The sequence below is a fragment of the Streptomyces sp. cg36 genome (assembly GCF_041080675.1).
Lineage (GTDB): Bacteria > Actinomycetota > Actinomycetes > Streptomycetales > Streptomycetaceae > Streptomyces.
Genome location: NZ_CP163520.1, coordinates 2,290,484 through 2,302,763, shown reverse-complemented (window position 1 = coordinate 2,302,763; position 12,280 = coordinate 2,290,484). Strand labels below are relative to the sequence as shown.

The following is a 12,280-nucleotide window of genomic DNA, read 5'->3' as shown; positions in this document are numbered from 1 at the left end:
CCCGAGATAGATATGCAAGGGACGCTTTTGGCGTCCCTTCTTTCTTGGCACTCCTGTCGGCCACCTCTTCTTCTTGTCTGATGTGCCCTGCGTGTCCAGTGGTGAAACCGCCGCGACGGCGCCTTCCCGGGGCTGGGCGGGGCCCGCAGAGTAGAGTCCGACGGCGTGCACCTCAAGGCCCTCACCCTGCGCGGTTTCAAATCATTCGCTTCCGCGACGACTCTGAAGTTCGAGCCCGGCATCACCTGTGTGGTGGGCCCCAACGGCTCGGGCAAGTCCAACGTGGTGGACGCGCTGTCCTGGGTCATGGGCGAGCAGGGCGCCAAGTCGCTGCGCGGCGGCAAGATGGAGGACGTCATCTTCGCCGGGACGACCGGCCGCCCGCCGCTGGGCCGCGCCGAGGTCTCCCTCACCATCGACAACTCCGACGGCGCCCTGCCCATCGACTACGCCGAAGTCACCATCACCCGGATCATGTTCCGGGGCGGCAGCAGCGAGTACCAGATCAACGGCGAGACCTGCCGGCTGCTCGACATCCAGGAGCTGCTCTCCGACTCCGGCATCGGGCGCGAGATGCACGTCATCGTCGGGCAGGGCCAGCTCGACTCGGTGCTGCACGCCGACCCGATGGGGCGCCGCGCCTTCATCGAGGAGGCCGCGGGCGTCCTCAAGCACCGCAAGCGCAAGGAGAAGGCGCTGCGCAAGCTCGACGCGATGAAGGCCAACCTCGCGCGCGTGCAGGACCTCACCGACGAACTGCGCCGCCAGCTCAAGCCGCTGGGACGGCAGGCCGCCGTCGCCCGCCGGGCCGCCGTCATCCAGGCCGATCTGCGCGACGCCCGGCTGCGCCTGCTCGCCGACGACCTGGTCCGGCTGCGCGAGGCGCTGAACGCCGAGATCGCGGACGAGGCGGAGCTCAAGCGCCGCAAGGACGGCGCCGAGAGCGAGCTGCGGGCCGCCCTCGCGCGCGAGGCCGCACTGGAGGAGGAGGTGCGCGCCCTGGCGCCGCGCCTGGGGAGCGCCCAGCAGACCTGGTACGAGCTGTCGCAGCTGGCCGAGCGGGTGCGCGGCACCGTCTCGCTCGCCGACGCCCGGGTCACGAGCGCCACCGCCCAGCCCCCGGAGGAGCGGCGCGGGCGCGACCCCGAGGACATGGAGCGCGAGGCCGCCCGCATCCGCGAGCAGGAGGCGGAGCTGGAGGCGGCCCGCGAGGCGGCCGAGCGGGCCCTGGAGGACACCGCCTCCCACCGCGCCGAGCTGGAGCGGGAACTCGCGCTCGAAGAGCGTCGTTTGAAGGATGTGGCCCGGGCCATCGCGGACCGGCGCGAGGGTCTGGCGCGACTGCACGGACAGGTCAACGCGGCGCGGAGCAGGGCGGGTTCGGCGCAGGCGGAGATCGACCGGCTGGCGTCGGCGCGCGACGAGGCGGGCGAGCGGGCGGCGCTGGCCCAGGAGGAGTACGAGCAGCTGAAGGCCGAGGTCGACGGCCTGGACGCGGACGACCACGAGCTCGGCGAGGCCCATGAGCGGGCCAGGCGCGAGCTCGCCGAGGCCGAGTCGGCGCTGGGCGCGGCCCGGGAGGCGGCGACGGCCGCCGAGAGGAAACGTGCCGCCGTGGCCGCCCGCCACGACGCGCTGGCGCTCGGGCTGCGCCGCAAGGACGGCACGGGCGCGCTGCTCGCCGCCCGGGACACGCTGACCGGGCTGCTCGGGCCCGCCGCCGCCCTGCTCACCGTGGTGCCCGGCCACGAGGTCGCGGTGGCGGCGGCCCTGGGAGCCGCGGCCGACGCCGTCGCGGTCTCGGGTCCCGCCACCGCCGCCGAGGCGATCCGGCTGCTGCGCAAGCAGGACGGGGGCCGGGCCGCACTGCTGGTGGGCGGGTTGCCGGGGCCGGAGGAGGAGCCGCAGCCGGTGCGGCCGGGCGGGCCCCCCGCCGCCGCAGACCTGGTGCGCGGTCCCGGTGAACTGCTGCCCGCCGTACGGCGGTTGCTGCGCGGTGTGGTGGTCGTGGGCACCCTGGAGGAGGCCGAGGAGCTGGTCTACGCGCACCCCGCGCTGACCGCCGTCACCGCCGAGGGCGATCTGCTGGGCGCGCACTTCGCGCAGGGCGGCTCCGCCGGGGCGCCGAGCCTGCTGGAGGTGCAGGCGTCCGTGGACGAGGCGGCGGCCGAGCTCGCCGACCTCGCCGTGCGCTGCGAGGAACTGGCCGCGGCCGAGCGGGCCGCGGGCGAGCTGCGCGCCGAGTGCGCCGCGCGCGGGGAGGAGCTGGGGGAGCGGCGCCGGGCGGCCGAGCGCGAGAAGTCGGCCGTCGCCCAGCAGCTGGGACGGCTCGCCGGACAGGCCCGGGGGGCCGCCGGGGAGGCCGAGCGCACGGCCGCCGCGGCGGCCCGCGCCCAGGAGGCGCTGGAGAGGGCGCTGGAGGAGGCCGAGGAGCTCACCGAGCGGCTGCTGGTGGCCGAGGAGATGCCGGTGGAGGAGGAGCCGGACACCGCGGTGCGCGACCGGCTCGCCGCCGACGGCGCCAACGCCCGCCAGACCGAGATGGAGGCCCGCCTCCAGCTGCGTACGCACGAGGAGCGGGTCAAGGGCCTGGCCGGGCGGGCCGACGCGCTCGACCGGGGCGCCCGCGCCGAGCGCGAGGCCCGCGCCCGCGCGCAGGAGCGCCGCAGCAGGCTGCGCCACGAGGCCGAGGTGGCGGCGGCCGTGGCGGCGGGCGCGCGGACCCTGCTGGCCCACGTCGAGGTGTCGGTCGTGCGGGCCGAGCGGGAGCGGGCCGCCGCCGAGGCCGCGAAGGCCGCGCGCGAGGTGGAGCTGGCGGCGGCCCGGACGGCCGGGCGCGACCTCAAGGGCGAGCTCGACAAGCTGACGGATTCGGTGCACCGGGGCGAGGTGCTCGGTGCCGAGAAGCGGATGCGGATCGAGCAGCTGGAGACGAGGGCGCTGGAGGAGCTGGGGGTGGAGCCGGCCGCTCTGGTGGCCGAGTACGGCCCGGACCAGCCGGTGCCGCCGTCCCCGGCCGCCGAGGGGGAGGAGCTGCCCGAGGACCCGGACCACCCGCGCAACCGGCCGAGGGGTTTCGACCGCGCGGATCAGGAGAAACGACTGAGGTCAGCCGAACGGGCGTACCAGCAGCTGGGAAAGGTCAACCCGCTCGCGCTGGAGGAGTTCGCGGCGCTGGAGGAGCGGCACCAGTTCCTCTCGGAGCAGCTGGAGGACCTGAAGAAGACGCGTGCCGACCTTCTTCAGGTGGTGAAGGAGGTGGACGAGCGGGTCGAGCAGGTCTTCACCGAGGCGTACCGGGACACGGCCCGGGAGTTCGAGGGCGTCTTCGCCCGGCTCTTCCCGGGCGGCGAGGGGCGGCTGATCCTGACCGACCCCTCCGACATGCTCGCCACCGGTGTGGACGTGGAGGCACGGCCGCCGGGCAAGAAGGTCAAGCGGCTCTCGCTGCTCTCGGGCGGTGAGCGGTCGCTGACGGCGGTGGCGCTGCTCGTGTCGATCTTCAAGGCGCGGCCCAGCCCCTTCTACGTGATGGACGAGGTGGAGGCGGCGCTCGACGACACCAACCTCCAGCGCCTCATCCGGATCATGCAGGAGCTCCAGGAGTCCTCGCAGCTGATCGTGATCACGCACCAGAAGCGGACGATGGAGGTCGCGGACGCGCTGTACGGCGTGTCCATGCAGGGCGACGGCGTCTCCAAGGTCATCAGCCAGCGCCTTCGCTAGTCGCCGCTAATTCATCTTCAAGACTTGAACAAGCGCGACACATACGGGTCGCTCAACTCACATCTCTCCCCCTATTGACTTCGAAACTTGAAGGCATAGTCTCTGCAACGTTGCTTTTACCTTCAAGTGGTGGGTGACCCGAAGTTGTGCGCCACTTGAAGTGCCCCCAACGCCCGGCGACGCTGCCGGGCGGCCCCAGGAGTTCACGTGACCAGCACTACGCAGCCACCGGCCTCGGGAGCCCGCGCGGCACATCCCGAGCACCTCGCCCATGTCGTGTTCATCGCGGCGGCGGCAGCGATGGGCGGCTTCCTCTTCGGTTACGACAGCGCCGTCATCAACGGTGCCGTCGAGGCCATCAGGAGCCGCTACGACATCGGCTCCGCGGCGCTCGCCCAGGTCATCGCGATCGCACTGATCGGCTGCGCCATCGGCGCCGCCACCGCGGGCCGCATCGCCGACCGCATCGGCCGCATCCGCTGCATGCAGATCGCCTCCGTGCTCTTCACCATCAGCGCCGTCGGCTCCGCGCTCCCGTTCGCCCTGTGGGACCTGGCGTTCTGGCGCATCATCGGCGGCTTCGCCATCGGCATGGCCTCGGTCATCGGCCCCGCCTACATCGCCGAGGTCGCCCCGCCCGCCTACCGCGGCCGGCTCGGCTCCTTCCAGCAGGCCGCCATCGTCATCGGCATCGCCATCTCGCAGCTCGTCAACTGGGGCATCCTCAACGCCGCCGACGGCGACCAGCGCGGAAAGCTGATGGGCCTGGAGGCGTGGCAGGTCATGCTCGGCGTGATGATCATCCCCGCCCTGCTGTACGGTCTGCTCTCCTTCGCCATCCCGGAGTCGCCCCGCTTCCTGATCTCGGCCGGCCGCGACGAGCGCGCCCGCGAGGTGCTGCGCGAGGTCGAGGGCGACCACATCGACCTGGACGCGCGCGTCGCCGAGATCGAGCACGCCATGAAGAGCGAGCACAAGTCGTCCTTCAAGGACCTGCTCGGGGGCTCGTTCTTCTTCAAGCCGATCGTCTGGATCGGCATCGGCCTCTCGGTCTTCCAGCAGTTCGTCGGCATCAACGTGGCGTTCTACTACTCCTCCACGCTGTGGCAGTCGGTCGGCGTCGACCCGACGGAGTCGTTCTTCTACTCGTTCACCACGTCGATCATCAACATCATCGGCACCGTGATCGCGATGATCTTCGTCGACCGGATCGGCCGCAAGCCGCTGGCGCTCATCGGCTCCGTCGGCATGGTCGTCGGTCTCGCGCTGGAGGCGTGGGCCTTCTCGTACGACCTGGTCGACGGCAAGCTCCCGGCCACCCAGGGCTGGGTCGCCCTGGTCGCCGCCCATGTCTTCGTGCTCTTCTTCGCCCTCTCCTGGGGCGTGGTGGTCTGGGTCTTCCTCGGTGAGATGTTCCCGAACCGGATCCGCGCGGCGGCCCTGGGCGTCGCCGCCTCCGCCCAGTGGATCGCCAACTGGGCCATCACCGCGAGCTTCCCGTCGCTGGCCGACTGGAACCTCTCCGTCACCTATGTGATCTACACGGTCTTCGCCGCCCTCTCGATCCCCTTCGTACTGAAGTACGTGAAGGAGACCAAGGGCAAGGCGTTGGAGGAGATGGGCTAAACCCCGCTGCCCCCTCTCCTCGGCACCCGTACTGCCCCGGCTCACCCATGGAGCCGGGGCAGTACGTCGTCCGTGAACAGGCGCAGGCTGCGCCAGCCCTCCTCCACCGGCATCCCGCCGCACAGCGGATGCAGCACCAGGCTCTCGGCGCCCAGCGCCGCGCACTCCTCGGGCGTCACGATCCGGTAGACGCCCTCGGCCCGCAGCTCCCCGACCGTGGTGGCCGCCGACCGCACCGCCGAGCGGATGTCCTTGGACTGCCAGGACGCGTAGGTGCGCGCCTCGTGCAGGAAGTGCTCCCCGTACAGCGCCCAGGCCCGGTCCGGGTCCTCGCTCAGATGCAGCAGGGGCGTCCGCTCGCCGGGCATCATCGTCCAGCCCTCGGTGCCGTGGGCGGCCAGCTGCTCGCGGTAGTACGCCTCCAGCTCCGGCAGGTGCGCGCTGGGGAAGAACGGCAGCCCCAGCCGCGCCGCCCGCCGCGCCGCCGCCCGGGACGAGCCGCCGACCAGCAGCAGGGGATGCGGCTGGGTGAAGGGCCGCGGGGTGACCCGCACCGTGCGGCCCTCGTACGCGAACGGCTCGCCCGTCCACGCCTTCAGCAGCGTCTCCAGGAGCCGGTCCTGGATCCGGCCGCGCCGGCCCCACTCCACGCCCGCCCGCTCGTACTCCGCGGGCCGGTAGCCGATCCCCGCGACCGTGACCAGCCGGCCGCCGCCGACGAGGTCGAGCACCGCGATGTCCTCGGCGAGCCGCAGTGGGTCGTGCAGCGGCCCGATGACCGCCGAGACGGTGACCGCGATCCGGCTCGTCGCGCCGAACACCGCGCCCGCGAAGGTGAAGGGCGAGGGCAGCCAGCCGTTCTCGGCGCCGTGGTGCTCCTCGGTCTGGATGGTGTCGACGCCGTGCGCGTCGGCGTACGCGGCCATCTCCACGGCGGCGCGGTAGCGGGCCGACAGGGCCTCGGGCGGCTCCTGCGGGGCCACCAGGTTCATGCGGACGACCGTGAACGGCATGCGAAAGTCCCCCTCCGCCGGGCTGGATCCGGTGGGATCCGGGTGGAGGGGGACGTTAGCTGACGATGCGTCAGACAGCCAGGGGCGCGGGCTCCTCGGCGGCCTCGGCCGCCCCGGCCGGGACCACGACGGCGGGCTTGGGCAGCACCGCGTACAGCAGTCCGGAGACCACGATGGTGGCGACCCAGCCCAGGCCGTACTCGCCGACCGGGTTGTTGGCGGCGAGCGGGCCGGTGAACCAGTCCGAGGTGGTGAACATCAGGCCCGCGAGCAGACCGGCCGCCCAGGCGGCGACGGCGGCGGGGGAGAAGCCGCCCTTGTACCAGTAGGCGCTGGTGGGCGTGGTGTCGAGCAGCGCCTTCGCGTCGTACTCGGTGCGTCGCAGCATGTCCGCGCCGAAGACGCCGACCCAGGCGGAGAAGGCGACGGCGAGCAGCGAGAGGAAGGCGATGAAGGAGCCCATGAAGCTCTTGGCGACCAGCATCAGCACCCCGCCGAAGGCCAGCGAGATCACCGCGTTCACCGAGACGGCCCAGTGGCGCGGGATCTTGAAGCCGAGGGTCTGCGCGGTGAAGCCCGCCGAGTACATCGACATCGAGTTGATCAGCACCATGCCGACCAGGGCGATCAGCAGGTACGGCACCGCGATCCACAGCGGCAGGATCTCGCCGAGGAAGGAGACCGGGTCGGCCGCCGAGGCCAGGTCCGGGGTGGAGACCGCCATGACCGCGCCCATCAGGACCATCGGCAGCACCACGATGCCCGCGCCGCCGACGGAGCTGGCGACCATCGCCCGGGAGGAGGCGGTGCGCGGCAGGTAGCGGGTGAAGTCCGGGGCGGACGGGATCCAGCTGACGCCGCCCGCCGCGATCAGACCGGTGCCCGCGACCATCAGCGACATCTTTCCGGCCGGGCGGTCGAAGACCTCGCTCCAGTCGGTGTTCAGCGCCAGATAGACGAGCACGAGCACGGAGAACGCGCCGAAGAGGTAGGTCGCGTACTTGTTGCACTTCTGCACGACGTTGATGCCGAGGCCCGAGATCGCGAACGTCGTCACCACGAAGAGCAGCAGCGTCACGATGATCAGGAAGGTGTTGCTCTTCACGCCGAAGACGATGTCCAGGACGGTCAGCATGGCGTAGGCGCCGGTGACCGCGTTGATCGTCTCCCAGCCCCAGCGGGCGACCCAGATCAGCGAGCCGGGCAGCAGATTGCCGCGCTGGCCGAAGACCGCGCGCGAGAGCGCCATGCCGGGCGCGCCACCGCGCTTGCCCGCGATGGATATGAGCCCGACCAGCCCGTAGCTGACGACCGGGGCGGCGATCGCGACGACGATCGCCTGCCAGAAGTTCAGCTTGTACGTCACGACCAGGCTGGCGCCCATCGTGAGCAGCAGCACACTGATGTTGGCGGCCACCCAGGTGGGGAAGAGCTCCCTGGTTCTGGCGGTGCGCTCGCTGTCGGGGACGGGCTCGAGGCCACGGGTTTCCAGTGCGCCTTCGGACTGGGAAGTGGTGCTCATGAGGTGCTTGTTGCCTCTCGCTCGACTCTGGCGGGAGTCGGTGGGGGTCATCTTCGGGGACTCTACGCGCGTTGACGCCTCCCCCTCCATCGTAACTTAATACGACGATTGCCCCATAATTCCCTTTGATCTTCATGGGAAGACACGACCGGGGCCCGCCGACGGCCCATGACTGATACTGGGGTGGTTATGGAATTCGTGATCCTTGCTGTAGTCATCGCCCTGGTCGCGGTCGGCGCGATCAGCGGGCTCGTGGTCAGCAGCCGCAAGAAGAAGCAGCTGCCGCCCCCCACCCCGTCGTCCACGCCGACCATCACTGCCCCGCCCGCCGAGCCTCAGATCGGCGAAGACGCCGCGGAGACGGCCGAGGAGCAACGCCGCACGATCGAGGAGGTCGCCCTCCCCGAGGCCCCGGCCGGCCCGGTCGTCATCGAGGAGGCGCTTCCCGAGGCTCCGCCCGCGCCGGAGATCGAGACGCCCGAGCCCACCGCGGGCCGCCTCGTACGGCTGCGCGCCCGGCTCGCCCGCTCGCAGAACTCACTGGGCAAGGGCCTGCTCACCCTGCTCTCCCGCGACAACCTCGACGAGGACACCTGGGAGGAGATCGAGGACACCCTGCTCACCGCGGACGTCGGCGTCGCCCCCACCCAGGAGCTGGTCGAGCGGCTGCGCGAGCGCGTCCGGGTGCTCGGCACCCGCACCCCCGCCGAGCTGCGCGCCCTGCTGCGCGAGGAGCTCGTCGCGATCCTCGGCCCCGAATTCGACCGCACGGTCAACACCGAGGGCGGCGAGCAGACCCCCGGCGTCGTGATGGTCGTCGGTGTGAACGGCACCGGCAAGACCACCACCACCGGCAAGCTCGCGCGCGTGCTCGTCGCCGACGGCAAGTCGGTCGTGCTCGGCGCCGCCGACACCTTCCGCGCCGCCGCCGCCGACCAGCTGCAGACCTGGGGCGAGCGCGTCGGCGCCCGCACCGTGCGCGGCCCCGAGGGCGGCGACCCGGCGTCGATCGCCTTCGACGCGGTCAAGGAAGGCATCGCCGAGGGCGCGGACGTCGTCCTCATCGACACCGCGGGCCGCCTGCACACCAAGACCGGGCTCATGGACGAGCTCGGCAAGGTCAAGCGCGTCGTGGAGAAGCACGGCCCGCTCGACGAGGTCCTGCTCGTCCTGGACGCGACCACCGGGCAGAACGGGCTGGTCCAGGCCCGGGTCTTCGCCGAGGTCGTCGACATCACCGGCATCGTGCTGACCAAGCTCGACGGCACCGCCAAGGGCGGCATCGTCATCGCCGTCCAGCGCGAGCTGGGCGTTCCCGTCAAGCTCATCGGGCTCGGCGAGGGCGCGGACGACTTGGCGCCGTTCGAGCCCGGCGCCTTCGTGGACGCGCTCATCGGCGACTGACCCGCCGCCGCCCGGCGCCGCGTGCGCACGCCGGGCGCCCGTGCGGCCGTGTACGGCGGCCCCGTACGGCAAGGAAAGTGCCCGCCTCCCCGGTGCAGTGGGAGGCGGGCACTTCCGCGTCACGGCGCCGGAGGGGCGCCGCCCGGGCGGGGCGCGCCACCCGGCGCGGGCCGCCTCACGAAGGCGCGCGGTGGCAGATGTACGCCAGCGTGCCCAGCAGCAGCCGGGCCTCCGGCGGGCGGATCGCGGTGTCCAGGGACGGCGGGCGCAGCCAGTGCACGTCCGCCGACGGGGGAGCGGGCACATGGCCGCCGGGCCCCGGGCACACCAGGTCCAGGTCCGCGTCGTCCCAGCCCATCCGGTAGAGCAGCCGGGGCAGTTCGGCCGCGGCGCCCGGCGCGACGAAGAAGTGCGTACGCCCCGCCGGGGTGCTGGAGACCGGGCCGAGCGGCAGCCCCATCCGCTCCAGCCGGACCAGCGCCCGGCGCCCGGCGGGGGCCGCCACGTCCAGTACGTCGAAGGTGCGCCCGACGGGCAGCAGCACCGCCGCCCCCGGGTACTCCGACCACGTCTTGCCGACCTCGTCCAGCGTCGCCCCGGCGGGCACCTCCGGGGCGAACTCCAGCGGATGCGCCCCCGGCCGCGGGCAGGCCGCGTCGCCGCAGGAGCACTGGCCCGACAGCTCCCGGGCGCCCGGGGCCACGTCCCAGCCCCACAGGCCGGTGTACTCGGCCACCGCGGTGACCTCCGTCGCCCGGCCGCCCGTGGCGCGGCCGCGGCGCCGCGAGCCGGGCCGGGTGTCCCGCGTACCCCGGCTGCTGCCGATCGTGAAGCCCATGCCCCCTCCAACGGATCTGACTCGACGGTGGTTACGACCGGGAGTTCCCTCTTCGCGCCCCGCCCACCCGGCGGTCGGGGTGGACACGGGGGTGGTGCGCACCGGTCCGCGCGCCCCGGCGTGCACCGTTCCATCAACTCCTGATCGACCTGTGTCAAGTGAATCGCGAGCAGCGCCAAGGGAGTTCATTCGAAGGGGTGGCGAATGGTGGCGTTTCTGGAATCGCCCTCGCGAGAGGGGTGATCGTAGGATTACTTTCGGTACACGGACCCTGGGGATCCACGCACTCGTGGGTATGCCAAAGGCAAGACGCTTTCCCGTCCGGTGGGCCAGGTCCTGGGGACAGGAGGCCCCGACTCGCGGCATTCTGATAGGGGTTCGCGTGGACAACGCACAAGGCTTGGACAGAATGGGGGCGTTCCAGTGGGCGGCAGTGGGGCTAGCGGATCGAGCGCCGGCAAGCGCCCCAACGAACAGCTGAGTTCGTGGTTCGTACGGAGCGGCTGGTCGAAGGGAGAGCTCGCGCGCCAGGTCAACCGGCGGGCGCGCCAGCTCGGCGCGCACCACATCAGCACGGACACCTCCCGGGTGCGCCGCTGGCTCGACGGCGAGATGCCGCGCGAGCCGATCCCGCGCATCCTCTCCGAGCTGTTCTCCGAGCGGTTCGGCAGCGTCGTGGCCGTGGAGGACCTCGGGCTGCGCACCGCACACCAGTCCCCGTCCGTCTCCGGGGTCGACCTGCCCTGGGCCGGACCCCAGACCGTCAGCCTGCTCAGCGAGTACTCGCGCAGCGACCTGATGCTGGCCCGGCGCGGCTTCCTGGGCACCTCCCTGATGCTGTCGGCGGGGCCCGCCCTGATCGAGCCCATGCAGCGCTGGCTGGTGCCCGCCCCGCCCAGTGAACGGATCAACGCCGAGACCGCCGCCAACGCCCGGCGCCCCTCCCGGCTCTCCAAACCCGAGCTCGACCTGCTGGAGACCACCACCGAGATGTTCCGGCAGTGGGACGCCCAGTGCGGCGGCGGACTGCGCCGCAAGGCCGTGGTCGGCCAGCTCCACGAGGTCACCGACCTCCTCCAGGAGCCGCAGCCCGAGGCCACCGCCCGCCGCCTCTTCCGGGTCGCCGCCGAACTCGCGGAACTCGCCGGCTGGATGAGCTACGACGTGGGCCTCCAGCCCACCGCGCAGAAGTACTTCGTGCTCGCCCTGCACGCCGCCAAGGAGTGCGGCGACAAACCGCTCGGCTCGTACATCCTGTCCTCGATGAGCCGCCAGATGATCCACCTCGGCCGCCCCGAGGACGCCCTGGAACTCATCCACCTCGCGCAGTACGGCAGCCGCGACTGCGCCACCCCCCGCACCCAGGCGATGCTGTATGCGATGGAGGCGCGGGCGTACGCCAACATGGGCCAGCCCAGCAAGTGCAAGCGGGCCGTGCGGATGTCGGAGGACACCTTCGGCGACGCGGGCCTGGACGGCGAGCCGGAGCCCGACTGGATCCGCTTCTTCTCCGAGGCCGAGCTCAACGGGGAGAACGCGCACTCCTTCCGCGACCTCGCCTATGTCGCCGGACGCAGCCCCACCTACGCCTCCCTGGCCGAGCCGGTCATGGAGCGGGCCGTGGAGCTCTTCGGCAAGGACGACATCCACCAGCGGTCGTACGCGCTGAACCTCATCGGCATGGCCACCGTCCACCTCCTCAAGCGCGAGCCAGAACAGTCCACGCTGCTGGCGGGGGAGGCGCTGAAGGTCGCCAAGCAGGTCCGCTCGGAGCGGGTGAACACCCGGCTGCGCAAGACCCTGGACACCGCCGTGCGGGACTTCGGGGACGTCGCCGAAGTCATCCAGTTCACCGATCTCCTCGGCCGGGAACTGCCCGAGACCGCCGAGGCCGTCTGACCCCCGAGGGCGCCGCCGCGGCGGCACACAGGACGCCGGCCGTGACGCCCACCCCGTGAACCCAGACTCGGCTCCCCCACGCCAGGTCAACCGGGGGGCGTCGCGGCCGGTCACCCGTTGGGGGCGCGGTAGCAGCCGCCCCCGGCACTGATCCGGCAGTTCATCCCGGCGTAACACGTCCGACCCACTCGTCACGACGGCGAAACATCGAGCGGCATCGGCGGAAACCGCGCTGCGTCAACCTCATGGCGC

7 protein-coding genes are annotated in these 12,280 nt (G+C 72.1%); 4 read left to right on the top strand and 3 right to left on the bottom strand.

The window, feature by feature from the left end:
* The first annotated feature begins 165 nt into the window (after window positions 1–165).
* Together smc and AB5J87_RS10060 are read left to right on the top strand one after the other, a co-directional pair.
* A complete protein-coding gene (smc, locus tag AB5J87_RS10065; protein WP_369376039.1) occupies window positions 166–3,726 on the top strand; it encodes a chromosome segregation protein SMC in 3,561 nt (1,186 codons plus the stop codon).
* 207 nt (window positions 3,727–3,933) lie between these two features.
* Complete coding sequence (locus AB5J87_RS10060; RefSeq protein WP_369376038.1) at window positions 3,934–5,352, top strand: sugar porter family MFS transporter; 1,419 nt, start codon at window positions 3,934–3,936, stop codon at window positions 5,350–5,352.
* Window positions 5,353–5,393: 41 nt separating this feature from the next.
* Here AB5J87_RS10060 and AB5J87_RS10055 read toward each other — a convergent pair whose 3' ends face one another.
* Window positions 5,394–6,365, bottom strand: coding sequence for an LLM class flavin-dependent oxidoreductase (locus AB5J87_RS10055; RefSeq protein ID WP_369376037.1), 972 nt, complete (start codon window positions 6,363–6,365; stop codon window positions 5,394–5,396).
* A gap of 70 nt (window positions 6,366–6,435) precedes the next feature.
* Window positions 6,436–7,887: a cytosine permease gene (locus tag AB5J87_RS10050; RefSeq protein WP_369376036.1), complete on the bottom strand. Its 1,452-nt coding sequence runs from the start codon at window positions 7,885–7,887 to the stop codon at window positions 6,436–6,438.
* Window positions 7,888–8,076: 189 nt separating this feature from the next.
* On the opposite strand from AB5J87_RS10050, the gene ftsY reads away from it, so the two are divergent.
* Complete coding sequence (ftsY, locus tag AB5J87_RS10045) at window positions 8,077–9,291, top strand: signal recognition particle-docking protein FtsY (RefSeq protein WP_369376035.1); 1,215 nt, start codon at window positions 8,077–8,079, stop codon at window positions 9,289–9,291.
* Between the two features lie 175 nt (window positions 9,292–9,466).
* On the opposite strand, the gene AB5J87_RS10040 is transcribed toward ftsY, so the two are convergent.
* The gene (locus AB5J87_RS10040; protein WP_369376034.1) at window positions 9,467–10,129 is read right to left on the bottom strand and encodes a bifunctional DNA primase/polymerase; all 663 of its coding nucleotides are present in this window, start codon (window positions 10,127–10,129) and stop codon (window positions 9,467–9,469) included.
* 423 nt (window positions 10,130–10,552) lie between these two features.
* Here AB5J87_RS10040 and AB5J87_RS10035 point away from each other — a divergent pair, with 423 nt between their 5' ends.
* Complete coding sequence (locus AB5J87_RS10035; RefSeq protein WP_369376033.1) at window positions 10,553–12,028, top strand: hypothetical protein; 1,476 nt, start codon at window positions 10,553–10,555, stop codon at window positions 12,026–12,028.
* Window positions 12,029–12,280: the final 252 nt, after the last annotated feature.